Raw genomic sequence first — 24694 nt, 5'->3', positions numbered from 1 at the left:
GGCCCGACATGGCCATCACGGCCTACACTCAGAGCGCTTAAACGCCGCACCGACACACAATCAGCACCACGCCCCATAGGGCGGCCCGTGGCCGCCGCGCCGGTGGTCAGGAAAAAGACCAATGCGCCAAAGAGGGCACAGAGGTCACAGAGAAGGCGAAGTTTCGTAGGAGCGCCGAAAGGCGCGATCAAGGGCTGGCAGCAAAGTCATACATAGCCATCACGGCTTACACCCAGCCCTGATAGGGTGGGCCATGCCCGCCACCCCTGCGACCGCGACCCAGACTTCGTATCCCAGATGCAGCGATTACCGAATCCGGTGTTTGGTTCGGTACTCCCCGATTACCCACGCGTTCCATTGCGTTTCATCGGGGCTACCTGCTGCGCAGGCTCCCGAATCAACACCTCGGCCGGTATCCCCAGCCCATCGCTCAGCCTGCGAATCATTTTCAGGCTGAGTTGGCGCTTGCCATTCAGCACCTCCGAAACCTTCGGCGCGGAGCCGATGTAGGGGACCAGGTCTTTGTTCTTGAGCCCTTGCTGGTCCATGCGGAATTTGATGGCCTCGATCGGATCTGGCGGGTCCATGGGGAACTGTTCTTCCTCATAGCGCTCGATCAGCACTGACAGCACCTCCAGCTCATCCGCTTCCGCGCTGCCCGGCTCCGGATCAACATCCATCGAGTGCATCAGGCGTGCGAGCGCCTGTTCATGCTCTTGTTCGGATTTGATGAGTTTGATGTGAGTCATGGCCCTCTCCTTAGAATCGCTGCTTGTCGTATTCCGCATGGGTACCCACCCATTCCACAACGACAATGCCATTTTGATATCGCACCTTAACCACCAAGCGGAAATGATTTCCCTTGATGTTGAAGATCACGCGATTGCCAGCGAGGAAGTCGGCACTGCGATGGCGATCCTTGATGTTTTGGGGTTTCCGCCAGTCGGCCTCTACCGCCTCCTGAAACCAGGCATCCAGGGCGGGCTTGGCCGCCGCATGCTTTCTGCTGAATTTCGTGAGTTTGTCTCGTCCTAAGACCTTCATAGGCTCCCCGGGTTCCCGATTTGGGAATAATAGCAATAATTACCAGAAAGGGAATACCGATCTGGGGGCAGTATTTTCAGCTCTTCGGGTATGTGGTGAAAGCTAACGTATTGTTATGTATGGTAAAAGTAAAGCATCTAGGCTCTGGCGCGAGTATCTTGAGGCGGTTCATGGGCCAAATGGCGCAATAATTAACGGAAAACCGGGCCAGATGGCTGGCAACAACTGAAAACCAGGTCTCCAGGAACCCCGCCACCGCCTTTACAGATGTTAGAATTCCGGCAGACTTGGGCGTTATGGCTTCCAATTACTCAGAACAATAACGACAAATGACCGAAAACTTCTCCACCACAGCCTCTTTCCTCTGGTCCGTCGCCGACCTCCTGCGGGGCGACTTCAAGCAATCCCAGTACGGCCGCATCATCCTGCCGTTCACACTGCTGCGCCGCCTGGAGTGCGTGTTGGCGCCTACCAAGCCCGCAGTGCTGGCCGAGTATGAGAAGCGCAAGGATCAGGACCTGCCGCTGGGGCCGTTCCTGGAGAAGGCCTCGGGCGGGCTCAAGTTCTACAACACCTCGCCCATGGACCTTGCCAGCCTGGGCGAGACCCAGGTACTCGATAACCTCGATACCTACATCCGCAGCTTCAGCCCCGAGGCGCGGGAGATCTTCGAGCACTTCGGCTTTCACGGCTTCCTGGAGAAGCTGGATGAGGCCAATCTGCTGTATCAGGTCATCCAGCGCTTCGCGAGCACCGATCTGAGCCCGAAGGCCCACAGCAACTATGAGATGGGCCTGATCTTCGAGGAACTGATCCGCCGATTCGCGGAATCTTCCAACGAGACGGCCGGGGAGCACTTCACGCCGCGCGACATCGTGCACCTGACCACGGCGCTGTTGTTCACCGACCAGCAGGAGAAGATCGCCCCCGGCAAGATCGTCACCGTGTATGACCCCACCGCCGGCACCGGCGGCTTCCTGTCCGAGGGGGAGGAATACATCCACTCCATCTCCAAGGATGCCCGCGTGCGGGTGTTCGGCCAGGAGCTCAACCCCGAGTCCCACGCCATCTGCATGGCGGACATGCTCATCAAGGGCCACGAGATCGACAACATCAAGCTGGGCAACACCCTGTCCGACGACCAGCTGCCCGGCCAGCAGTTCGACTTCATGCTCTCCAATCCGCCCTTCGGCGTGGACTGGAAGAAGGTGCAAAAGCAGGTGCAGGACGAGCACAAGCTCAAGGGCCACGCCGGTCGCTTCGGGCCGGGCCTGCCGCGCGTCTCCGACGGCTCGCTGCTGTTCCTCATGCACCTGATGAGCAAGATGCGGGATGCCAAGGAGCAGGGCTCGCGCATCGGCATCATCCTCAACGGCTCGCCGCTCTTCACCGGCGGCGCCGGCTCCGGCGAGTCCGAGATCCGGCGCTACATCCTGGAGAACGACCTGCTTGAAGCCATCGTCGCGCTGCCCACGGATATGTTCTACAACACCGGTATCGCCACCTACGTGTGGGTGCTGTCCAACAACAAGCGGCCCGAGCGCAAGGGCCGGGTGCAGCTCATCAACGCCACCGACATGGGCGAGAAGATGCGCAAGTCCCTCGGCTCCAAGCGCAAGTACCTCACCGAAGACAGCATCGAGGCCATCGTGCGCCTCTACGGCGCCTTCGAGGAGACCGAGACCAGCAAGATCTTCCACACGCAGGCCTTCGGCTACCGCCGCATCACCGTCGAACGCCCACTGCAGCTCGCCTTCCACCCCAAGGACGAAACCCGCCTGGCCGCCCTGCAGGCTGACAAGGGCTGGGAAAAGCTGGACGAAGCCCTGCGCCAGGCCATACTCGACGCCCTGCCGCGCTTCGAGGAAGACAAGATCCTCTCCCGCAGCACCTTCAAGAAATGGCTCAAGGTGCACATGGATGGCCAAGCGCTGCCGGCCCCGGCCTTCAAGCTACTGCAGAAGCACCTGGGCGAGCACGACGAGGCGGCCGAGGTCTGCAAGACCAAGGGCCAGCCCGAGCCTAATCCCGATCTGCGCGACAACGAGAACGTCCCCCTGGGCGAGGACATCCATGCCTATTTCGCCCGCGAGGTCACGCCCCACGTGCCCGATGCCTGGATCGACGAGTCCAAGAAGGACGAGCAGGACGGCCAGGTGGGCATCGTCGGTTACGAGATCCCCTTCAATCGCCACTTCTACCAATACGTGCCGCCGCGCCCGCTGGAGGAGATCGATGCGGACCTGGATCAGGTCAGCCGGGAGATCATGGGGCTGTTGGCTGAGGTGCATGCCTGATGGCGAAATGGCCCCCGTATCCAGACTATCGAGAGACAGCGGAGCGAAAGCTGCCCGTTATTCCTTCCCATTGGCGATTGAGTAAGGCCAAGTATGTAGCGGAGTACATAAACGGATTCGCCTTTAAGCCGGCTGACTGGGGAGAAGAGGGTACGCCCATCATTCGAATCCAAAATCTAACGGATGCGAATGCAGATATAAATCGGACGAACCGTAGCGTGCCTGATAAGTACCGCGTCGAGTCTGGTGATATGTTGATTTCGTGGTCAGCGTCTCTAAGCGTCCATACTTGGGATCGAGAGGATGCGTGGCTAAATCAGCACATTTTTAAAGTGGTTCCTGACGAAAGAATCGTTTCCAAAGGGTTTTTGGTTTGGCTTTCTAAATGGTTTGTGGGTGAACTCGATAACGAGACTCACGGCTCAACTATGCAGCATGTTACATGGGGAAAGTTCGGTAGTGCCCCTGTCGCATTCCCTTTGATCGAAGAACAACGTGAAATCGCCGCCTTCCTCGACCACGAAACCGCCAAGATCGACCGGCTGATCGCCAAGCAGGAGCGGCTGATCGAGTTGCTCAAGGAAAAGCGGCAGGCGGTGATCTCCCATGCCGTCACCAAGGGCCTCAACCCCGACGCGCCGATGAAGGACTCCGGTGTGGAGTGGCTGGGTGAAGTGCCGGCGCATTGGGATGTCTGTCTGGTTAAACACAAGTGCAAAGAAATAACCGATGGTGCTCATATCTCTCCTGTCACGGAAAATGGAGAGCACTACTTCGTTTCGATCAGAGACATTAAGGATGGGCAGATCGATTTCGAAGATTGTCTTCTGACAGCGATTGAAAATTACGAATACTTGGCTAGGACTGGCTGCCAACCCGCGCCGGGTGACCTCCTGTTCAGTAAGGATGGGACAATCGGTGAGACGGCGATAACACCCCATGAACCAGAGTTCGTAGTGGCATCGTCCCTGATAATTATTAAGCCCAATTTGAAAGTGGTAACTCCCAAGTTCCTTGATTTTCTGATGCAAGGTAAAGCCGTTCAAGAGCAAGTGGAGAGCTTCGTAAAGGGGGCTGCGCTCAGGCGCTTATCGATCCAAAACCTACTAAAAGTGTGGGGTACATTCCCCCCACTCAAAGAACAGGTGGAAATCACCAATCACCTGCTGTCGAAGCTCGATCGTTTTGCACAGTTGAGTGAACGTGCGCAGTTGATGATCTCGCTGCTGAAAGAACACAGGACGGCGCTAATCTCCGCCGCCGTCACCGGCAAGATCGACGTCCGTGGCTGGCAGAAACCCAACACCGAACCAGAAGAAGCGGCAGAAGCCGCCAGCGCCTAAAGGGGAGTCATGGATAAGGCCAGGGAATTTGGCGACTACGTAGTCTATGTGGACGAGAGCGGGGATCACGGTCTCAAGCACATCAACCCGGAGTTTCCGGTATTCGTGCTGGCGTTTTGCATATTCGATAAGCGGGCGTATATCGAACAGGTGGTGCCGGCCGTTCAGGCGTTCAAGTTCCGCTATTTTGGCCATGACATGGTGGTTTTGCATGAGGCGGATATACGCAAGTCAAAACGTCCGTTCGATATGCTGCTGAATCCAGAGATCCGCGAGCCGTTTTTCCGCGATCTAAATGCCCTTGTTGGAGCAGCTCCCTTTACAATCATCGCGAGCTGTATTCTCAAGGAAGGATTCGTTGCCAGGCGTGGACATGACCATAATCCTTACCATGTGGCTATGGAGTTTGGTCTGGAGCGCGTCTTTCTTGAATTGCAGTCACGGGGCCAGCGAGGAAAACTCACCCATGTGATCTTCGAAAGGCGAGGTCGCCGGGAAGACGATGAACTGGAACTGGAGTTTCGCCGGATTATGGATGAGAGCGGGATGGTGGGGATGGCCGATACCCTGTCTCTCGTACTGGCGGACAAAAAATCGAATTCTGCGGGGTTGCAGCTTGCCGATATGGTGGCGAGGCCCATCGGCAGACGGTTGCTGAATCCCGACCAGGACAACCGGGCCTATGAGATCCTGGAGCCGAAATTCCGCCGCAACAGACACGGGCAAATCGAGGGGTGGGGGTTGAAGTGCTACCCCTGAGATCAAGGGGCCAGAAAACAAAAGGCCCCGACGAATTCGCCGAGGCCTATTGCCGATCGGGCATTCCCGATCCGTGTGCGGCTAATCATGAGGGGAATGCTGTCAGATTACAACCCCTTGTTTCGCATAATAGTCTAATCAATTGATATTAAAATAATTTATGGATAAGGCCAGGGAGAATATCTTTCAGCAGGCCATCATCACCGATCTGGTGGGGCAGGGCTGGCTGGAGGGAAAGTCGGAGCACTATCATCGCGAATTGGCCCTCTACCCGGAGGATCTGGTCGGCTATGTGCGCGACACCCAGCCGGAGGCGCTGGAAAAGCTCACCAAGTTCTACGGCGACAAGGTCGAGGAAAAACTACTGGCCCGGGCCGCCGAGCAGATGGACAAGCACGGCGCCTTGTACGTGCTGCGCCACGGCTTCAAGGACCGGGGCGCCAAGATCCGGCTCTGCCCCTTCAAGCCCGACCACGGCCTGAATCCCGAGACCCTGGCCCGCTATGAGGCCAACCGCCTGCGCGTGGTGCAGGAGGTCTCCTACTCCCCCTATGCCCGCCAGGGGGAATACAACCCGCGCCTGGACCTGGTGCTATTCGTCAACGGCGTGCCGGTGGCGACCCTGGAGCTCAAGTCTGAGTTCAAGCAGGCCATCGACAACGCCAAGTGGCAGTACAAGAAGGATCGCCCGCCCAAAGACCCCAAGACCCGCAAGCCCGAGCCGCTGCTGGTCTTCGGCAAGCGCGCCCTGGTGCACTTTGCCGTGAGCCAGGAAGAGGTGTGGATGGCCACCAAGCTGGCCGGCCGGGACACCTTCTTCCTGCCCTTTAACAAGGGCTTCGAGGGCGGGGCCGGCAACCCGCCCAACCCGGACGGCTATGCCACGGATTACCTCTGGAAGCAGGTCTTCCAGCGCGATGCCTGGCTGGACATCCTGGGCCGCTTTATCCACCTGCAAAAGGAGGAGAAGGAGGACGGCTTCGGCAAGCGCTACACCAAGGAGACCCTGATCTTCCCGCGCTTCCATCAGTGGGATGCGGTCAACCAGCTGGTGGCCACCGCCCGCGCGGAGGGGCCGGGCCACAAGTACCTGATCCAGCACAGCGCGGGTTCCGGCAAGTCCAACTCCATCGCCTGGACGGCCCACCGGCTGGCCTCGCTGCACGACGACCACGACCAGCGGGTGTTCGATTCGGTCATCGTCATCACCGACCGCACGGTGCTGGACGACCAGCTGCAGGAGACCATCTACCAGTTCGAGCACGCCGAGGGGGTGGTGTGCCGCATCAGCCGCGAGGAGGGCGAGGGCAGCAAGTCCGCCCAGCTCGCCGAGGCCTTGATGGGCAACACCCGCATCATCATCGTTACCCTGCAGACCTTCCCCTTTGTGCTGGAGGCCATCCAGCAGCAGACCAGCCTCAAGGAGCGGCGCTTCGCCGTGATCGCCGACGAGGCCCATTCCTCCCAGACCGGCGCCACCGCCCGCAAGCTGCGTCAGGTGCTGATGGCCGATGAGCTGGAGGAGGATGCCGAGATCACCGCCGAGGACGTGCTGGACGCCACCCTGGCCGCGCGCAGCCAGGCGCGCAACATCAGCTACTTCGCCTTCACCGCCACGCCCAAGGCCAAGACCTTGCAGCTCTTCGGCCGCCCGCCCGATCCCACCCAGGAGCCGGGACCGGACAACCTGCCCGAGGCTTTTCACGTCTACACCATGCAGCAGGCCATCGAGGAGGGCTTCATCCTCGACGTGCTCAAGCGCTACACCACCTACAGCATGGCCTTCCGCCTGGAGCAGAAGCAGGCGGCGGAAGAGGAGGTGGACAAGGGCAAGGCCGCCACCAAGCTCTACCAGTGGGTGAAGCTGCATCCCTACAACATCGAGCAGAAGGTGCAGGTGATCGTCGAGCACTTCCGCCAGCATGTGGCCGCCCAGCTCAACCGCCAGGCCAAGGCCATGGTGGTGACCGACTCACGCAAGGCTGCCGTGCGCTACAAGCTCGCCCTGGACAAATACGTGACCGAGCACGGCTACACCGACGTGCACGCCCTGGTGGCCTTCTCGGGTGATGTGGAGGACAAGGAAAGCGGCCCGGAAGCGTTCAACGAGCGCAACATGAACCCCGGCCTCAAGGGCCGCGACCTGCGCGACGCCTTCGACACCGACGAATACCAGGTGATGATCGTTGCCAACAAGTTCCAGACCGGCTTCGACCAGCCTAAGCTCTGTGCCATGTACGTGGACAAGAAGCTCTCCGGCGTGGACTGCGTGCAGACGCTCTCGCGCCTCAACCGCACCTATCCCGGCAAGGAAGACCCCTTCGTCCTGGATTTCGTCAACAAACCCGAAGACGTACTGGCCGCCTTCAAGCCCTATTACCGCACGGCCGAGCTGGAGGACGTCTCCGATCCCAACCTGATCTACGACCTGCAGGAAAAGCTCGAGGCCGAGCGCATCTTCCGCTGGGAGGAGGTGGAAGCCTTCGCCGACGCCTTCTTCGACCCCAAGCAGACCCAGGACAAGCTCAACTACCACGTGCGCCCCGCCGTCGACCGCTACAAAGAACGCTACAAATCCGCCACCCAGGCACTGCAGGATGCCCAGCGCGAAGAACGCCAGGCAAAAATGAACGGCGATGAGGTCGGCGCCGCCAACGCCAACCGCGCCGTCCAGAGCGCCGGCGAGGAAAAGAGCGTCCTCGACCTCTTCCGCAAAGACCTCGGCAGCTTCGTGCGCTACTACGAGTTCATCTCCCAGATCGTCGCCCTGGACGACCGCGACCTGGAAAAGCTCGCCGTTTACGCCCGGCACTTGCGACCGTTGCTGCGGCAGGCAGAGCTCGATCAGCCGTTGGACCTCTCAGGTGTAGATCTGACCCACTATCGCCTCAAGAAGCAGGGCGAACACCGCATCAACCTGGCCGAAGGCGAAACCGAATACAAAATCCGGGGAGAAGGTCCGGGCGGCGGCCAGGCCCGTGATCCCGAAAAGGAGACCCTGGCCGAGATCATTGCGAGGCTTAATGAGTTGTTCGCAGGGGAGGGGCTATCCGATGCCGACCGGCTCAACTACTTGCGGACGATCAAAGACAAGGTGATGGAAAACAGCGCCGTGGTCGCGCAGCTCGAGAACAATACGCCAGAGCAGGTGATGTTGGGTGATTTCCCAGAGGCCTTCCAGGCGGCTGTGATCGATAGTTTGGAGAATCATCAGGATTTGGCCGGGCGCATTCTGCGCGACCCTTACGTATTGAGGGCATCGGCGAAGGTGCTGATGGATCTGATTCTTCACGATATGAGAAACATGGGTGGGTGATTAAATGGATCTTGCATTGATATTCCGAGCTCTTAGCTTCGCTGCGCATAAGCATCGCGATCAACGCCGAAAGGATGTTCAGGCGTCACCCTATATCAATCATCCGATTGCTTTGGCGAGTGTTCTTGTAGATGAGGCAGGAGTTGATGATGTCGCAGTAGTCTGTGGGGCCCTTTTGCATGACACGATAGAGGACACAGAAACTACTCCGGAGGAGCTCGAACGAGCCTTTGGCGCGGAGATATTATCTATCGTAATGGATGTAACTGACGATAAAATGCTTCCGAAGGAAGAGCGCAAGCGTTGCCAAATAGAGCATGCCGCGCATGCCTGCCATAAAGCCAAGCTCGTTAAACTCGCCGATAAAATCTGTAACCTACGAGATATCGTCGCGTCTCCTCCCGCAGACTGGGATTTGGATCGAAAGCGCCAGTATTTCGACTGGGCGAAGGCGGTTATCGATCACGTTAGAGGGTCCCATGATCGGCTGGAGCGGATTTTCGACGAGGCGTATGCGCGGAGACCATAATCATGCTGCTTGTGGGGCTTGATGCCGCGTCTGATTTTACGAAGTTTGGATTTGCCTTGGGGCAATATGAGGACGGACGTGTTGGGATCATAGAGGCCGGATTGATCAAGACGAAAGACGACACAAATGCACTGCTTTCATCTGTGGCGCCAAAAATAAAATCGGCGGATAAGGCGCTTATCGCCATTGATGCTCCTTTGGGTTGGCCGAAGTCAATGGCTGAAGCACTCCAGACCCATGAGGCTGGTCAGGTAATTTCCAAGTCTAAAGACGCGATGTTTCATCGCGAAACCGACCGAGTGATACATAGGCGGCTTGCCAAGAAGCCTCTCGAAGTTGGGGCGGACAAGATCGCCCGGGCCGCTCATTCGGCGCTCGGCGCACTTCAAATGCTGCGGGAAGCTACGGGAGAGGGAATTCCGTTGGCCTGGTCCCGGAATTTTTCCTCTTCGGCGGCCATCGAAGTCTATCCGGCTGCAACGCTAAAAGCGCGAGGGCTTCCTCATTCTGCTTATAAGAAATTCGATCAAGCTGAGGTTCGCCATGATATTTCCATGGGTATCTCAGCGGAAATAGTCGGATTAGATGCGTATCTTGATGGTAGTGTGGATGTATTTGATGCCTGTATATGTTTGATCGCCGCAAAAGATTTTATGGATGGACTTGCCGAGCAGCCAGTGGACCTGGAGTTGGCAGAGCGAGAAGGCTGGATTTGGGTGCGAGGTGTGAATGAGCGGCCCGTGAGTGGGTAATTAGATAGCTATTTTTGAAAGAGAAAAGGAAGTGTAGATGAAAAGTGGAGTTTCCGAGGAAAGTTATCGGCGCCTTAGTAATGCGGTCGTGGATGCGGTATTTCTGCAATTGGGGATTATCGGAAGTCAGAGCCGGAGATTATAGCTAACTTAGTCACGAAAATTCCTCAAGCTGTGAATGGGGTGGCGTGGGATCGTGGGCCTGTCTTTCGCGCAGGCGGAGTGTTTGTGCACTCGCAGCCACTTGTCATGTCAGACAAGTTCCCTGATAAATCGCCAAAAGCGGTGGAGATAGGAGATCTGTTGCTAATACGATCTAGGATAAGTCAGGATGGCAACATAATCGACCGCCGTGCCCTTTTGCTTCAGGCCAAAAAGACGAAGGGCTTTTCATTGGATCCAGGTAATAGAAATCAGCTTTATCTGTATTCAGACTGGCCGACCTTTGAATACGTCAGATCGACCGCTTCGCTCAATGGGAAGGAAAGACATATTCGAGGGGTGAATCTTTCATCTGCCACGCAGTATCTGCTGATTCCGGAAATGGATGTCTACGCAAAGAAATTCCCGGAATGGCGTTGTTATCCAGATTGGAATATACAGGTGCCAGTGCTCGTGGCTCAGGCATCTTTAGATGGTTTGATTAACTCACGTTGTTTTGCTTCCGAGCTTATTGAGTTCATTCTCGGCAACGCCGGAAAGCCGTACGAATCGCCGCCTCCGAGACGGAAAATAGACTGGTGCCGCGTGATTCACGACTTGCTTGAAATCACAGGGCAAAGAGTATCGTTATTTATGAAGCGAGCGTCAGCGGCAAGTGGTGGGCTACGCGCGGTATGCTTTCTCAGTGGGGCTGATTCAATATCAGATTCATTCGCTTTAAATCAGATCAAAAGTAAGTTTGAGAAGCCAAAGGGTCGGGGCTCAAGTGAGTCGAATAATTTCGATAATCGAGACGACGAAGATGGGGAGCCGGGTGGTATCTCGATAATCGAATTCATTGAGGAATCTACTGCTCAGGGTAACTTGAAAATAGACCACGATGCGCCGCTTGCATTTTAGTGATATGGCAAGGGGTTAGAGGAGATGTGCCTGGTGACCCGGGGTTGATAACTCTGGGTCGGACCAAGCTAACCCGCTGATCAGATTGCACAATCTTCGAATTTTGACGTGAAAAACGGCCTTAAACGACCGTTTTTAGCGCAGAAAACCGGTGTCTAAGCGGGGAGCTGCTAGGTGCCATTTTTGGCTTTCCCTTCGTCTACTGGATTCCAGCGGCCGCAATCGAGCCGGGGTCGGACCAAGCTAACCCTCTGATCAGATTGCACAATCTTCGAATTTTGACGTGAAAAACGGCCTTAAACGACCGTTTTTAGCCCAGAAAACCCGTGTCTAAGCGCGAGGCTGCTAGGTGCCATTTTTTGGCTTTCCCTTCGTCTACCGGATTCCTGCGTCCGCAGGAATGACGTTCAAGGGCGCGTCTTTCTCTCTGTGCCCTCTGTGTTCTCTGTGGCAAGCCTTCGAAGACCGAATCGTGTTCGGCAGGGATGGCGGGCGCGGCCCACCCTATGGGGGCGCGGGATGGCGATGGATAGGGCCGGAAAACCCTGTGGCCAGAGCGCTATTCACCCTGACCATCAAAACCAGCTGACATCGATGCTGGCATACAGACGCCTTTCGGCTCCCGGTTCGTAATAACGCCCATTCGTGGCGTTGATCCTCAGGTTATCCAGATACGCTTCGTCGAACAGGTTTTCGACACCGATGACCAGCTGGGTTTTATGGCGGCCGCCCCAGATGATGCGGCCAAGGCGCAGGTTGGTGACGGTTTGCGATGCCACGTCGACGGTGTTGGCGTCATCGGCATAGCGGCCGCCGATGTATTGCGTGGACAGGCCGGCGAAATAGCCCTGTTTGAACTCGTATCTTCCATCGATGAACGCGGTCCACTCGGGCAGGCCCGGCAGGGTGTTGTTGGTCTCGTCATCGAAGCGCGCATCCATGTAGGTGACTGCGCCCGCCAGTTGTAGATCGGGCAGGGCGCCTGGCCGCCAGCGCGCGCCCAGTTCCAGGCCGTCGCGACGGGTGCGATCGGCGTTGCGGTAGAAGGTGCGCTCGTCACCCGGGGCGGCGCCGGGATCGTCGTCCACGATGATCTCGTCTTCCACGCGTACCGTGAACAGGGTGGCCTCGAGTTGCGCCGTATAGAGCTGACCCCGTACGCCGACCTCCAGGGTCTGGCTGGTCTGGGGTTCCAGGCCCGGGCGAAAGCCGCTGCCTGCCGGGTTGGCGAACTCGGTGAAGGTGGGGGCCTCGAAGCTGGTGGCGTACTGGCCGAAGGCGGTCCACCGGTTGTTCAGGGTATGGCTGTAGCCGAGGCTGTAGTTGGGCTCGTCGTAGATGCGCTCGCCGGAGTTGTCGATGCCGCCGGCCTGCAGGTTGTCGTCGATGGCCATGCGCAGCCGGTCGTAGCGCAGTCCCATCACCCAGCGACCCCGTTCATCCGCCACCGGCCCGGCCAGTTGCAGCCCCAGGCCGACATTGCGGGCGGTTTCCAGCTGGTCCAGCGCCAGGTCGTCGCTGATGCCAGTGATGCAACTGAACGGCTCCAGGTCGATATCGCGACAATAGCGCTGCCGGTCGTCCGCCTGGTCTTCCAGGCTGAGGTGGGTGTGCAGGAGGAGCTTGCCGACCGGGCGCTGGTAGTAGAGCGCGCCGCCGACGATCTGCCGGTCGTACTGGATCAGGCTGCTGCCGGGAAAGGGCAGTTGCTGCTCAAAGTCGCGGCCGATCAGCCAGCCCTGTGCGCTGAGCTGATGATTCGCCCCGCCGAGGCGTTGTTCGATCCCCGCCGAGACGATGTTCTGGCGGACCTCCTGGCCGGCGTCCATCAGGCTGGCGAGCGGGGCGGCCTGGGAGGGGTCTTCCTGCAACTCGGCCTCGGTGAGTGCGCCGGGGTCTTCGGCCAGGGGATTGTCGAGGTGGTTGAGCAGCACGAACCAGTCGCGATCGCCCTGGCGATGGTCGAGCCGGAGATTCACGTTGCGGCGTTCCACTTCGCTCTGATCGCGATAGCCTTCCTGTTCCAGCTGGGTGATGGCACCCAGAAAGGCGAAGGCGTCTTTCTGTTCGCCGATGGCCGCGTGGAGGCGGCGCAGGCCATGGTCACCGACCTGTGCCTCGGCCCGGGCGAGCGGGGCAGACCGTGTTGCATGGCTGCTGTAATCGAGCAGGCCGCCGCTGCCATTGCCATGCAGTACCGCGTTGGCCCCGCGCAGCACCTCGATGGTCTGGATGGCGCTGGGATCGATGGCATCGATCTGTGCCTGGCCATCGACCGTGGTGAGGGGAATGCCATCCAGGCGCACCCGCACGCCGCGGATGCCAAAGGGTGCGCGGGCCCCGAAGCCGCGGATGGAGACGCGCGGGTTCTGGGCAAAGTTGTTGCGGTTCTGCACCAGCACGCCGGGCGACAGGTTCAGTGCATCGGTGGGCTGGATGGGGGCGCGTCCATCGCCGATATCGCGATCGTCGATCAGCGTGACCGCGCTCGGCGCCTGCTGCCACTCGGTCTCGATCAGGGGGGCCGTGATATGGATCACCAGCGGCGCCTGTTCATCAGGCTCCTGTGGGTTATCAGGCCCCGGTGCGCTATCAGGCTCCTGTGCCGTGGCCAGGGCTGACCACAGCACGGTGGCGGACAGCAAGGTTATTGGGCGCAGCGGGGGCATCGCGTGGTCAGGGAATAGGGGCGTTGATGTGCCAGTGCCGTTCCGGCGGGTGAACGATCGGCTCGCGGGCTTGACGACATGAAGGCTGCAGCCAGATGGGTGGTCGGACCAATCTAACCGACTGACTGGACGGCCACAACAGCCGGGGATAGGCCGCAGCAACCGGTACCGGCCACGGTTCTTTTGGACTCCTGGATTCCTGCTTTCGCAGGAATGACGACCAGGGCGGTTTCCCTCTGTGATCTCTGTGCCCTCTGTGGCTAGGCCCGAAGGTTGAAGCGCGTTCGGCGGGGATGGCGGGCGCGGCCCGCCCTATGGCGCCCAAGGACACACCTTTCTTTCTGTGGCCTCTGTGCCCTCTGTGGCAAATCCTGTCTTGCGTCTTCTCAGGTATTGGCTGTGGTCGGGTCGATGATCTGCAGCGGGCTGTGTTGGCCTAGGGTGTCGAAGTCGCGGTCGTTGTGCAGCAGGGGCAGGCCGTGCTGGATGGCGGTGGCGGCGATGATGCAGTCGTTGGTCTTGCGGATGGTGAGCCCCTGTTTGCGCAGGCCGCGAAACAGCGCGGCGGCGAGGACGAAGGTGTCTTCGTCCATCGGCAACATGAGCAGGGGCTTCAGGTGCTGGCGCACCAGGTCGTGCTGGGCGTCGTCGCGGATGCCCTGCAGCACCTCGGTGAGCACGATGCCGCAGATGGCGAGGTCTGCCCCGTCGCGCAGGGCCTGCTCCAGGTGCTGCACCTGCGGGGTGTCGCGCCCGGCGAAGAAGTCCACCCAGACGCTGGTGTCGACCAGCATCAGCGTGCGTCGTCCTCGGGGATGTCGGTACGCATGGCGTCCAGGTCACCCTCCCACTCGATCCTGCCCTTGAGGGCGAGCAGCTTTTTCTGCTGTTCGTGGCGGACGAGCTCGCGCAGGGCGAGGTCCACCAGCTCGCGCCGGGTCTTGAGGCCAGTGAGCCTGAGGCCGGTCTGAACCAGGCGGGTGTCGATGACGATGTTGGTGCGGGTGGTGTCGGCGTCGGTCTGCATGGTGACCTCCTGCGGGCTTGGTGATACACAAATTATACGAGTTTATGTGTATTGCGCCAGCCTGGCTCGGGGGGCTGGACTGTAGCAGCCTAGATGCCTGGCTGGATCGCGTTCCGCGGGGATGGCGGGCGCGGCCCGCCCTATGGCGCCCAAGGACACACCTTTCTTTCTGTGGCCTCTGTGCCCTCTGTGGCAAGTCCCCTCTCTGCGGCGCCCCTGGGCCCCCCAAACCCGCTTTCACGTCCTGATCAAACGTCGCTACGCGGCGTTTTTCTGTTCAATCAAGTGCTTAGGCAGGTCCCCCTGCGTGGCCCTTGCCAGGGCATACGCCGTGCCCCTACGATAGGGAGAACCGATAGAGAACCTGCGCCCGCACATGCCGCCCGCCGTCCCCGATCCCGCACCCCTGGTCTGCCCCGTCCACTGGCCGCGGGCGATCGTGCTGGTGGACATGAACGCCTTTTTCGCCTCGGTGGAGCAGCGGGACTTCCCCGAGCTTCGGGGGTTGCCGGTGGCCGTCACCAATGGCCTGCGGGGTACCACCATCATCACCTGTTCCTACGAGGCGCGGGCCTACGGCATCCGCACGGGGATGCGCCTGAAGGAGGCCTGGGCGCGCTGCCCGGGGCTGATCCAGCGCCCCAGCCGCCCGCAGGTCTACGCGGCCGTCTCGACGGCGATCATGGCCGGCCTGCACGACATCTGCCCGGACGTGGAGGTGTACTCGGTCGACGAGGCCTTTCTGGACGTGACCCACTGCCAGCGGCTGCATGGCACGCCGGTGCGCATCGCCCGGCTGGTCAAGCAGCGGGTGGAGACGATCTCGGGCCTGCAGTGCTCGATCGGGGTGAGCGGGGACAAGACCACCGCCAAGTTCGCCGCCAAGCTGCAGAAGCCCGACGGCTTCACCGTGATCCCGCCCTGGGAGGCGCGCGAGCGCCTGGCGAACGTGCCGACCACGGCCCTGAGCGGCATTGCCGACGGCATCGGTGCCTTTCTGGCCAGCCACGGCGTGCAGTACTGCGGGCAGATGCAGCGGCTGCCCGTCAGCGTGCTGGCCCGGCGCTTCGGCAACCTGGGCCGGCGGATCTGGCTGATGTGCCAGGGCGAGGACCCGGACCGGATACACCCGGAGGCCCCGCCGCCCAAGACCATCGGCCATGGCAAGGTGGTCCCGCCCGGCACCCGGGACAGGGGCGTGCTGCTCACCTTCTTCCTGCACATGAGCGAGAAGGTCGGCGCCCGGCTGCGGCGGCATGACATGGAGGCGCAGCGCTTTCTCGTCGGCTGGAAAGGGGACTACGGCTGGCGGGGCGACAAGCTGCGCCTGCCCACGGCCAGCGATGACGGCCAGGCCATCTACCGGCTGTGCCAGTTCGCCCTCGAGACCCACTGGCGGGGCGAACCCGTGCACCAGATCCAGGTGACCGCCCTCGACCCGCGGCCGATGCGACAGCAGCTCGACCTCTTTGCCGAGGCCGGGGCGGGTGGCGACAAGAACCAGGTGATGGATGCCGTGAACGCCCGCTATGGCGAGTTCGCGCTGACACCGGCCCGGCTGCTGGAACGCTCCGACATGCCGGACGTGATCGCACCGGCGTGGAAGCCGAGCGGGCATCGAAAGACGGTGTAGGGGAGGGCAACAAGAGAACAGATCACGCGCCTGACTTCACGAACCTGTCACGCCCGCGACACGCCCCTGTCATCCGCCAGCTTTACCTTTTCATTGTAAGTCGCAATTCAGCGGGCTTATCCATTGCAAAAGGTGATCCTATGGCCACTGCTCAACCAACCGACGTGATGCTCCGGGTAGAGGGGATGGGCGTAACCTATCCGGGAAACGTCCTCGCGCTCAAACCTACCACTGTTGATTTTCACAAGGGTGAATTCACCGTGTTGCTGGGGCTTTCCGGCGCAGGCAAGTCCACCCTGCTTCGTTCACTCAATCTTCTGGTCCAGCCGACCACGGGAAAGGTGGTCTCCGGGGAATTCGGCGAACTCAACAACCGCAGAACCCTTCGGCAGCACCGCAGCCGTACCGCCATGGTGTTCCAGCACCACCAGCTGATCGAGCGATACACCGCATTGCAGAACGTGCTGACGGGCCGGCTCGCCTATCACGGCACCTGGCGCAGTCTGTTGCCGCTGCCCCGACACGACCTGGAACTGGCGCTGCACTGCCTGGATCGGGTCGGCCTGGCCGACAAGGCCCTCTGCCGGGTGGATCAGCTCTCGGGTGGTCAGCAGCAGAGAGTGGGGATTGCCCGGGCGCTGTCCCAGCAGCCCTCCATGATCCTGGCGGATGAACCCGTGGCCAGTCTGGACCCGGCCACCTCCGAGCGGGTGCTGGGCCTGCTGCGGGACATCTGTCAGGAAGACGGCATTACCGCCGTGATCTCCCTGCACCAGCTGGAATATGCCCAGCGCTTTGCGAACCGGATCATCGGCCTGTCGAACGCCCGAATCGTGTTCGACGCCGCACCGGAGCAGATGCAGTCGCACCACCTGGACGAGATCTACCATCGCACACCCGCCGCGGCGACCCAGCAGGACAAGTCCGCTGTACGTCAACCGCAGACCAACCCTGTTACTTATCAACCTCTGGAGATTACACAATGAAGACGATGATCCACGCCCTGTTCGCGCTTTTGATCATGGTGGGTGTAAACCTGCAGGCCCATGCAGCCGATGCGGACCCGGATCTGCTGAAGGTCGCCTTGCTGCCCGATGAGAACGCATCGGAACTGATCAAGCGCAACCAGCCCCTGAAAGACTACCTCGAACGCACGCTCGGCAAAGAGATCCAGCTGATCGTTACCACCGATTACTCCTCCATGATCGAAGCCATGCGCTTTGGCCGTATCGATCTTGCCTACTTCGGCCCGCTGTCCTACGTGATGGCCAAGAGCAAAAGCGACATCGAGCCCTTCGCGGCCATGGTGGTGGACGGCAAGCCCACCTACCGTTCCATCATCATCGCCAACGCCGATGCCGGCCTGGACTCGTTCGCCGACATCAAGGGCAAGAAAATGGCCTACGGTGACCGTGCCTCTACGTCCAGCCATCTGATTCCCAAAACCGTCCTTCTCGAAAAGGCCGGCCTGGAGGCAGACAAGGATTACGAAGCCCATTTCGTGGGCACCCATGATGCCGTGGCGGTGAACGTGGCCAATGGCAACGCCGATGCCGGCGGGCTGTCCGAGGTGATCTTCGAACACGTGACGGACCGTGGCCTGATTGATCGCAACAAGGTCAAGGTGCTCGGCTACAGCGATGAATTCCCCCAGTATCCCTGGGCCATGCGTTCCAATCTCAACCCTGAGCTGAAAACCCGCATCCAGAACGCCTTCATCCAGATCGATGATCCGGAGATCCTGAAGAACCTCAAGGCGGAGGGTTTTGCGCCGATCACCGACGCGGATTACAACGTGATCCGTGCCATGGGCGGCCTGCTCAACCTTGATTTTGCCAAGATGTGAGGAAACCCATGGATTACTCGACAACGGAGCCGGCGAATTCCTCGCCGGCCCCGTCAGTCTCGGTGCTCGATGAGCACGCAAAAGGCTGGCGGAAGAAAATCGGACAGTCGGCGCTGGTACTGGGCATCATCTTTGTCGCCAGCTGGTATGTGGGCCTGTTCAACTTCAACACGCTGGCCAATGGCATCCCCGCCATTGGCACCCTGCTGGGCGAATCATTGCCGCCCGACTTCACCAACGTGGCAGACTGGATCGCGCCCCTGATAGATACCCTCGCAATGAGTATCGCAGGCACCGCGATTGCAGTGACTGTCTCGGTGCCGCTGGCGTTCCTGGCTGCCCGGAACACCTCGCCCCACCCGGTGGTATTCCAGGTCACGCGCACGATTCTGAACGGCTTGCGTTCCGTGCCCGAGCTGATCATGGGCATCATCTTCGTCGCCGCTGTGGGATTCGGTGCCCTGCCGGGTGTGCTGGCACTCGGGCTGCACTCCATCGGCATGGTCGGCAAGTTCTTTGCCGAGGCGATCGAGCACGTGGATGAAGCCCCGATCGAGGCCGCCGATGCTGCCGGTGCCACCCGTCTGCAGGTGCTGTACCACGCTGTGCTGCCCCAGGTGCTGCCGCAGTTCGCCGATGTGTCGATCTACCGCTGGGAATACAACTTCCGCGCCTCGACCGTGATGGGCATGGTTGGTGCCGGCGGCATCGGTTTCGAACTGATGGGCTCGCTGCGCATCATGCAGTACCAGGAAGTCAGCGCCATCCTGATTGTGATTCTTCTGATGGTGACCCTGGTGGACAGCCTCAGCGGCCATCTACGTAAAAAGTTCAAGTAAGGACCCCATATGAAACCCAAGGTTGTGATAACTCACCGGGTGCATGACAGTATCCTGGAAAGCCTCGAGCCCCATTGCGAACTCATCACCAATCAGACCGGCGCCACCCTGCCGCGGGACGAGATCAAGGCCAGGGCGGCCAATGCCGATGCAATAATGGCCTTCATGCCGGACCGCGTTGGCGAGGACTTTCTGGCCGATTGTCATCAGTTGAAGGTCATCGGGGCCGCACTCAAGGGGTACGACAATTTCGATGTCAACGCCTGCACCCGCCACGGTGTCTGGCTGACATTCGTACCCGACCTGCTGACGGTGCCGACCGCGGAACTCACCATCGGGCTGACCATCGGCCTCGCCCGGCAGGTGCGTGCGGCGGACCAGTATGTCCGTTCAGGGCAGTTTGCTGGCTGGACGCCCGAGTTTTATGGTCTCGGCATCGAGGGTTCCTGCGGCGGCATCATCGGCATGGGCGCTATTGGCAAGGCCGTCTCCCGGCGTTTGAATGGCTGGGGTGCCGAGGTGCTGTACACGGAAACCCAGCCGCTGTCGGCGCAGGATGAACAGGATCTGGGTGTCACCCATGTGACGCTGGAGCAGCTGTTGTCCCGGGCCGATATCGTCATCCTTGCCCTGGCCCTCAATGAGCACACGCTCCATACCATGAACGCGTCACGGCTCGCCCAGATGAAGCCCGGCGCCTTCCTGATCAATCCCTGCCGTGGGTCGGTGGTGGACGAATCCGCCGTCTTGCAGGCACTCGAGTCTGGCCATCTCGGCGGGTATGCAGCCGACGTGTTCGAAATGGAGGACTGGGCGCGAGAGGATCGTCCCAGGGAGATTTCCCCGGGATTACGCAGCCATCCCAACACGCTCTTCACCGCCCACATCGGATCAGCCGTCAGGAGTGTCCGACTGGCCATCGAGCAGCGCGCCGCCAGGAACATATTGCAGGCCCTGCGTGGTGAGAAACCGGACGATGCCATCAACCTGCCTCGGGTCCGTGAGGCGAGTCCATGCTGAACCTGGTGTGGTTGAAGAGTTTTGTGGAAGTGATCGACCACCAGGGATTCCGGCCAGCAGCAAACCATCTGGGCATAGCGCAACCGACCCTGTCCCAGCACATCCAGAAGCTGGAGGAGCAACTGGGCGTGTTGCTGGTGCAGCGGGGTCGCTCACGGTGCGAGCCCACCCGGGCCGCCCTGACCCTGCTGCCATTCGCCCGCAGCATGCTCCGGCTCGATGAGCGGGCGCGGGAATCGGTTATGAACACCCGTCTGCGAATAGGCGCCAGCTCCAACATCGGGATCTACATGCTGCAGCCACACGTTCGGGCCTATAAGGACCTGGGAACCGGCCCGGAAGTGGACCTGGTGATCGATTCCAACCCGGCCATTGCGCAACAACTCTCCAACGGGGAGCTGGATGTCGCCGTGATGGAGTGGTGGAACGAGACACCCGGCTTCCACGCGCAGCCCTGGCGGAACGAGCCGGTGGTGCTGATCGTTCCGCCGGATCACCCGTGGGCGAGCAGGGCCGATATCGATCGGGACGCACTTTCCGGCATGAGTCTGATCGGTGGCGAACCAGGCACCGGAACCGGGCGACTGCTGGCCACCTTCTTCGGGGGCCATGGCCCATTCCCCAGCGTATCCATGCAGCTGGGCAGCACCGAAGCGGTCAAGCAGGCGGTCAAGGCGGGACTGGGGGCGTCTCTCGTACTGGAAAGCTGTGTGAAGGAAGAGGTGCGGGCAGGAAGCCTGGTTGCCATTCCGGTAAGGGAACCCGGGCTCGCCAAGGAACTCATGGTGATCTACCCTGGCACCCTGGCCAGGCACCCGCCGGTATCCTCATTCGTCGGGCATCTCTGCAGTTAGCAGGGATGCGGCAGGGGAGGCGCATACGCAGAACCGGGTCGGAGAGCAATCACCCCTCATGGGGAGGCATGACTACCCTCAGGCCCGGGCTGCCTTTCGCCTATATGGCCACCCTTCCCTGGAGACGGGTAACAGGTCGCTGCCATGACAGGCTGCTGGCGCTGTCACGAATGGCATGTGGATTGCAAGCTGCGAACGCAGATCGTCTTCACCGTGCTGAAACCTTGACCACCTATCTTAATGGGCGCTGTTTCCACCTCCAATGACGGATCAGGGGCCCATTGACCATGCGCGACGACGATACGACCAGTAATACATCCGGCAATCGTCCCTTCCAGGACGTTCTCAAGGTAAACCTCGAGCGTCGAGGACTGCTCAAGGGCGGCCTCGCACTGGCGGCGAGCTGCCTGTTCGCACCCAGCGCCATGGCGTCCGCCATGGAACACCAGCTGCGCGACAAGTATGGCAAGCAGGGAAGGAGCGGCCGGGGCCTGATGAACTTCACGCCCGTAGCCATCGCCGACGGCACCGGCCCGGTGCCCGCCATCTCGCCCGAGTACGACTACGACATCATTCTTCCCTGGGGTGACCCGATCGAGCCCGGTGCCCCGGCCTTCAACTGGCCGCCAAGCGCCGAGGACCAGGCGCGCCAGTTCGGCATCGGCCACGACGGGATGTGGTTCTTCCCGATCCTGGACCGACAGGGCAAGCGTTCTGGCTGGGACGAGGATCGTGAGAACAACCCGTGGCGCGGCCGCGCCATGGTCTTCGGCCAGGGCAACGACCATGGCGTGCTCTGCCTCAACCACGAGTTCGGCGGCAACACCCACGTGCTGGGCAAGTCGGCGCCCGAGAGTCTGGAGGATGTTCGCGTTTCCCAGCACGCCCATGGCGTTTCCGTGGTGGAAATCAAGAAGTCCGGCCGTAACGGGCGCTGGATGCCCGTCGAAAGCGAACTCGCCCGCCGTATCCACGTGAACACCCCGATGAATGTGAGCGGCCCGGCTGCCGGGCATCCGCTGCTGCAGACGCCGAACGGCAATGTGGTTCTCGGAACCGTGAACAACTGCGCCAACGGCTATACGCCCTGGGGGACCTACGTCACCTGTGAAGAGAACTTCCACGGTTATTTCGGCAGCACGGATGCCGCCTGGTCCGCAAGCGAGTCGCAGGTACGCTACGGCTTCAGCCAGAACGGCTCCGGCTACGGCTGGCACCTGTACGACAAGCGCTTCGACCTGGGTGATCCCGACTACCGCAACGAAGAGAACCGCTTCGGTTGGGTGGTGGAAATCGACCCCTTCGATCCCGCACAGATGCCGGTCAAGCGCACCGCGCTGGGGCGTTTCAAGCACGAGGGTGCCACAGTGCATGTCGACGACCAGGGCCGTGTCGTCGTCTACTCCGGCGACGACGAGCGCTTCGAGTACATCTACAAGTTCGTCTCGGCCGACAGCTGGCGGGCCATGCGTGCCCGCGGCGAAAGCCCGCTGGATCGTGGCACCCTGTACGTCGCGCGCTTCGACGAGGACGGTACCGGCCGCTGGCTGGAACTGAGCCTCAACGTGCCGGCGCTGGCAGCGCGCTTCAGCGACATGGGCGAACTGCTGGTGAACACGCGCATCGCGGCGGACATCGTGGGCGCCACCCCGATGGATCGTCCCGAGTGGATCACCGTCGGGGCCGACGACCAGGTGTACTGCGCGTTGACGAACAACAGCCGCCGTACCGTGGCCGACGCCGCCAACCCGTTGGCCCCGAACGCGGATGGCCACATCATCCGCTGGAGCGAGACCAATGGTTTCGGTGGCCGGACCTTCGCCTGGAACATCTTCCTGATCGCCGAGGACACCCACGGTGCAGACGACGAGGACACCTTCAGCGACCCGGACGGCCTGTGGGCCGACCCGGATGGCCGCCTGTTCATCCAGACCGATGGTGGCCAGAAGAAGGGCCTCAACAACCAGATGCTGGTCGCAGACATCATGACCGGCGAATTGCGTCGCCTGTTCACCGGCGTGACTGGCTGCGAGATCACCGGCATCACCGTCACCCCGGACCGTCGCACCATGTTCATCAACGTCCAGCACCCCGGTGGCGGCGACCCGTCGGCCACCAACTTCCCGGTGCCCAACGGCGTGCCGGATGGCGTCACGGTTCCACGCGATGCCACGGTCGTCATCACGCGAAAAGACGGCGGCGTGATCGGCTCGTAATCCATCAGAAGGCTTGATTGCCCGGAAGACCCGGGCCCCGGTGCACACTGGCCGGGGCCCGTTGTTTGTGTGGAGCCAGAACGTTCTGCTACCGCTTCTTTGACTGTGTGCATCGAAACCGGCGGCACACAAAAACCGGGGCAGAGAGCGATTTCCGATCCGGCTCAAATCGACGATACCGGCGGGGAGCGGGCAGCCGTGCGGCTTCTTGCGAACAGGAGTTAGTCCAGTCTGCCCCCGATTGCCACCGTCACTCAGCGTCGGCTGCAGCGAAGGAAAATAAATCTGTCACCTTTTTCTGTACGTGATCTGCGTCAACCCCGGCTCCTGCCGTGCGGACTAGTATCCTCGAGCTCGTCTATGCTTTACACGGAAGTCCCTGGGCGCAGGCGCGACGCCTGTGGCCGCCAGTGGGCTGGTTTCACCCATCGGATTCTGTAGCCGGATACCGGGCCGGGTATCTGGCTTGCGAGGTGCGCCATGAAGAAGATGACGATTGTTGCGACCTGTCTCGCGGCAATGCTGCTGGCGGCCACGCCGGCATCATCGGCAGACCGTGATCGCGACCAGGGTTATGAACGCTACCGGGAGTACGACCGTTACCAGGGCTACCGGGACCGCCCCTACGACCAGAACCGCCATCACTACCGGAACCGTCACCACGAACATCGTGGCCAGGCCTACGTCTACCAGGGCCACTGGCGTTCCTGGAACGAATGGGACCGCTACCTGCAACACCGTCCCGAGCTGCGACGCCATGGCCGTTACTACTACGAGGGCGTACACCTCATGTTTCGGACCTGTCCGGAGCCCGGCACCTGTCTGTATTTCTCGATTGGGCGTTGATCTGGCCCAGGAGGCTGTAGTGGGGGAGGGCAAGCCCGGATCAGAGAGAAGGATGCTTTAATATTAAAGGCTGTTGTTCTTTGAGCCGACTGACTACCGGGTAACGGAAGGATGGCCTAATTCGCCATTTTCTCGTTTTTATCGAAGGCTTGCCGCCAGAAATCAGGCCTTTTCTTCGACATGCTTCTTGAAGCGGTTGAGTATGGCCTGCCAGCCCTCGCGCTGCTGCTCTATGGAGTGCGTCTCCTCGCTATCAAAAGAGACCCGTACAGACACGCCACCAGCGCCCTCGCTGAACTCGACCGTAGCCGTACGATCACCGAACGAGTATTCGATGATGCTGTTTGGCACGACCTTGGTGTACGTCCCCTCGAAGTCGAACCCGAAGCTGCCATCTTTCGCCTCCATGCGCGAACAGAATGAGCCGCCTGGCCGGAGATCAACGGTAGATCTGGTTGTGTGCCAATCATCCGATGCCGCGTTCCACTGGATGATGTCGTCAGGGGTGGTGTAGGCCTTCCATACCGAGGCAATAGGGGCCATAACGAGGGTTTCTACCGTAATCTTCATGATCACTCCGGTATTTCGGTAATCCCCCCATTTCTAAAGGCACCCAGAAGTAGACTCAGGCCACCATGGCCA

21 protein-coding genes are annotated in these 24694 nt (G+C 60.5%); 15 read left to right on the top strand and 6 right to left on the bottom strand.

All coding sequences use genetic code 11. The annotated features are described in order from the left end of the window. Positions 1-341: 341 nt before the first annotated feature. Positions 342-749 carry a hypothetical protein gene (locus HUJ28_06590; protein MBD3619119.1) on the bottom strand — a complete coding sequence of 136 codons (408 nt, stop codon included), beginning with the start codon at positions 747-749 and terminating at the stop codon, positions 342-344. Positions 750-759: 10 nt separating this feature from the next. Beyond that, positions 760-1044 (bottom strand): type II toxin-antitoxin system HigB family toxin, encoded by a 285-nt coding sequence (locus tag HUJ28_06585; GenBank protein MBD3619118.1) that lies wholly within the window; start codon positions 1042-1044, stop codon positions 760-762. A 329-nt stretch (positions 1045-1373) separates the two neighbouring features. On the opposite strand from HUJ28_06585, the gene HUJ28_06580 reads away from it, so the two are divergent. From HUJ28_06580 to HUJ28_06550, 7 genes are all read left to right on the top strand, one after another. Then, complete coding sequence (locus HUJ28_06580; GenBank protein MBD3619117.1) at positions 1374-3341, top strand: SAM-dependent DNA methyltransferase; 1968 nt, start codon at positions 1374-1376, stop codon at positions 3339-3341. Then, complete coding sequence (locus tag HUJ28_06575) at positions 3338-4684, top strand: restriction endonuclease subunit S (protein ID MBD3619116.1); 1347 nt, start codon at positions 3338-3340, stop codon at positions 4682-4684. Before HUJ28_06580 ends, HUJ28_06575 begins: the two co-directional genes overlap by 4 nt. Positions 4685-4693: 9 nt before the next feature. Further along, positions 4694-5443: a DUF3800 domain-containing protein gene (locus HUJ28_06570; GenBank protein MBD3619115.1), complete on the top strand. Its 750-nt coding sequence runs from the start codon at positions 4694-4696 to the stop codon at positions 5441-5443. 160 nt (positions 5444-5603) lie between these two features. Next, positions 5604-8759 (top strand): type I restriction endonuclease subunit R, encoded by a 3156-nt coding sequence (locus tag HUJ28_06565; protein ID MBD3619114.1) that lies wholly within the window; start codon positions 5604-5606, stop codon positions 8757-8759. Between the two features lie 4 nt (positions 8760-8763). Next, positions 8764-9288 carry a bifunctional (p)ppGpp synthetase/guanosine-3',5'-bis(diphosphate) 3'-pyrophosphohydrolase gene (locus tag HUJ28_06560; GenBank protein MBD3619113.1) on the top strand — a complete coding sequence of 175 codons (525 nt, stop codon included), beginning with the start codon at positions 8764-8766 and terminating at the stop codon, positions 9286-9288. Positions 9289-9290: 2 nt separating this feature from the next. Then, positions 9291-10040, top strand: a complete 750-nt coding sequence (locus HUJ28_06555) for a DUF429 domain-containing protein (protein MBD3619112.1) — start codon at positions 9291-9293, stop codon at positions 10038-10040. Between the two features lie 249 nt (positions 10041-10289). After that, positions 10290-11102, top strand: a complete 813-nt coding sequence (locus HUJ28_06550; protein MBD3619111.1) for a hypothetical protein — start codon at positions 10290-10292, stop codon at positions 11100-11102. A gap of 575 nt (positions 11103-11677) precedes the next feature. On the opposite strand, the gene HUJ28_06545 is transcribed toward HUJ28_06550, so the two are convergent. From HUJ28_06545 to HUJ28_06535, 3 genes are all read right to left on the bottom strand, one after another. Then, the gene (locus tag HUJ28_06545; GenBank protein MBD3619110.1) at positions 11678-13642 is read right to left on the bottom strand and encodes a TonB-dependent receptor; all 1965 of its coding nucleotides are present in this window, start codon (positions 13640-13642) and stop codon (positions 11678-11680) included. 515 nt (positions 13643-14157) lie between these two features. After that, positions 14158-14565 (bottom strand): PIN domain nuclease, encoded by a 408-nt coding sequence (locus HUJ28_06540; GenBank protein ID MBD3619109.1) that lies wholly within the window; start codon positions 14563-14565, stop codon positions 14158-14160. Continuing rightward, positions 14565-14798, bottom strand: coding sequence for a type II toxin-antitoxin system VapB family antitoxin (locus HUJ28_06535; protein ID MBD3619108.1), 234 nt, complete (start codon positions 14796-14798; stop codon positions 14565-14567). The genes HUJ28_06540 and HUJ28_06535 overlap by 1 nt, the downstream gene beginning before the upstream one ends. 376 nt (positions 14799-15174) lie before the next feature. On the opposite strand from HUJ28_06535, the gene HUJ28_06530 reads away from it, so the two are divergent. The 8 genes from HUJ28_06530 (at position 15175) to HUJ28_06495 (ending at position 24052) form a co-directional block, all read left to right on the top strand. Continuing rightward, positions 15175-16431 (top strand): DNA polymerase IV, encoded by a 1257-nt coding sequence (locus HUJ28_06530; GenBank protein MBD3619107.1) that lies wholly within the window; start codon positions 15175-15177, stop codon positions 16429-16431. A 140-nt stretch (positions 16432-16571) separates the two neighbouring features. After that, complete coding sequence (gene phnC, locus HUJ28_06525) at positions 16572-17417, top strand: phosphonate ABC transporter ATP-binding protein (protein ID MBD3619106.1); 846 nt, start codon at positions 16572-16574, stop codon at positions 17415-17417. Beyond that, complete coding sequence (gene phnD, locus HUJ28_06520; protein MBD3619105.1) at positions 17414-18277, top strand: phosphate/phosphite/phosphonate ABC transporter substrate-binding protein; 864 nt, start codon at positions 17414-17416, stop codon at positions 18275-18277. Before phnC ends, phnD begins: the two co-directional genes overlap by 4 nt. A gap of 8 nt (positions 18278-18285) precedes the next feature. Beyond that, positions 18286-19116: a phosphonate ABC transporter, permease protein PhnE gene (phnE, locus tag HUJ28_06515; protein ID MBD3619104.1), complete on the top strand. Its 831-nt coding sequence runs from the start codon at positions 18286-18288 to the stop codon at positions 19114-19116. Positions 19117-19125: 9 nt separating this feature from the next. Beyond that, the gene (locus HUJ28_06510; protein ID MBD3619103.1) at positions 19126-20136 is read left to right on the top strand and encodes an NAD(P)-binding domain-containing protein; all 1011 of its coding nucleotides are present in this window, start codon (positions 19126-19128) and stop codon (positions 20134-20136) included. Next, on the top strand, positions 20130-20990 hold the full coding sequence (locus tag HUJ28_06505; protein MBD3619102.1) for a LysR family transcriptional regulator: 861 nt from the start codon (positions 20130-20132) through the stop codon (positions 20988-20990). The genes HUJ28_06510 and HUJ28_06505 overlap by 7 nt, the downstream gene beginning before the upstream one ends. Positions 20991-21277: 287 nt before the next feature. Next, the gene (locus HUJ28_06500; protein ID MBD3619101.1) at positions 21278-23206 is read left to right on the top strand and encodes a PhoX family phosphatase; all 1929 of its coding nucleotides are present in this window, start codon (positions 21278-21280) and stop codon (positions 23204-23206) included. 480 nt (positions 23207-23686) lie between these two features. Next, positions 23687-24052 carry a hypothetical protein gene (locus HUJ28_06495; protein MBD3619100.1) on the top strand — a complete coding sequence of 122 codons (366 nt, stop codon included), beginning with the start codon at positions 23687-23689 and terminating at the stop codon, positions 24050-24052. Between the two features lie 162 nt (positions 24053-24214). Here HUJ28_06495 and HUJ28_06490 read toward each other — a convergent pair whose 3' ends face one another. Then, positions 24215-24622, bottom strand: coding sequence for an SRPBCC domain-containing protein (locus tag HUJ28_06490; GenBank protein ID MBD3619099.1), 408 nt, complete (start codon positions 24620-24622; stop codon positions 24215-24217). Positions 24623-24694: the final 72 nt, after the last annotated feature.

This window comes from Chromatiales bacterium (assembly GCA_014762505.1).
Taxonomy (GTDB): Bacteria; Pseudomonadota; Gammaproteobacteria; order SpSt-1174; family SpSt-1174; genus SpSt-1174.
This window is presented reverse-complemented; position numbering and strand designations above follow the sequence as displayed.

Coding starts and splice junctions, on each gene's coding strand:
- HUJ28_06590 (MBD3619119.1), bottom strand. CDS start 749: ATGACTCACATCAAACTCATCAAATCCGAACAAGAGCATGAACAGGCG.
- HUJ28_06585 (MBD3619118.1), bottom strand. CDS start 1,044: ATGAAGGTCTTAGGACGAGACAAACTCACGAAATTCAGCAGAAAGCAT.
- HUJ28_06580 (MBD3619117.1), top strand. CDS start 1,374: ATGACCGAAAACTTCTCCACCACAGCCTCTTTCCTCTGGTCCGTCGCC.
- HUJ28_06570 (MBD3619115.1), top strand. CDS start 4,694: ATGGATAAGGCCAGGGAATTTGGCGACTACGTAGTCTATGTGGACGAG.
- HUJ28_06565 (MBD3619114.1), top strand. CDS start 5,604: ATGGATAAGGCCAGGGAGAATATCTTTCAGCAGGCCATCATCACCGAT.
- HUJ28_06560 (MBD3619113.1), top strand. CDS start 8,764: ATGGATCTTGCATTGATATTCCGAGCTCTTAGCTTCGCTGCGCATAAG.
- HUJ28_06555 (MBD3619112.1), top strand. CDS start 9,291: ATGCTGCTTGTGGGGCTTGATGCCGCGTCTGATTTTACGAAGTTTGGA.
- HUJ28_06550 (MBD3619111.1), top strand. CDS start 10,290: ATGTCAGACAAGTTCCCTGATAAATCGCCAAAAGCGGTGGAGATAGGA.
- HUJ28_06540 (MBD3619109.1), bottom strand. CDS start 14,565: ATGCTGGTCGACACCAGCGTCTGGGTGGACTTCTTCGCCGGGCGCGAC.
- HUJ28_06535 (MBD3619108.1), bottom strand. CDS start 14,798: ATGCAGACCGACGCCGACACCACCCGCACCAACATCGTCATCGACACC.
- HUJ28_06530 (MBD3619107.1), top strand. CDS start 15,175: ATGCCGCCCGCCGTCCCCGATCCCGCACCCCTGGTCTGCCCCGTCCAC.
- phnC (MBD3619106.1), top strand. CDS start 16,572: ATGGCCACTGCTCAACCAACCGACGTGATGCTCCGGGTAGAGGGGATG.
- phnD (MBD3619105.1), top strand. CDS start 17,414: ATGAAGACGATGATCCACGCCCTGTTCGCGCTTTTGATCATGGTGGGT.
- phnE (MBD3619104.1), top strand. CDS start 18,286: ATGGATTACTCGACAACGGAGCCGGCGAATTCCTCGCCGGCCCCGTCA.
- HUJ28_06510 (MBD3619103.1), top strand. CDS start 19,126: ATGAAACCCAAGGTTGTGATAACTCACCGGGTGCATGACAGTATCCTG.
- HUJ28_06505 (MBD3619102.1), top strand. CDS start 20,130: ATGCTGAACCTGGTGTGGTTGAAGAGTTTTGTGGAAGTGATCGACCAC.
- HUJ28_06500 (MBD3619101.1), top strand. CDS start 21,278: ATGCGCGACGACGATACGACCAGTAATACATCCGGCAATCGTCCCTTC.
- HUJ28_06495 (MBD3619100.1), top strand. CDS start 23,687: ATGAAGAAGATGACGATTGTTGCGACCTGTCTCGCGGCAATGCTGCTG.
- HUJ28_06490 (MBD3619099.1), bottom strand. CDS start 24,622: ATGAAGATTACGGTAGAAACCCTCGTTATGGCCCCTATTGCCTCGGTA.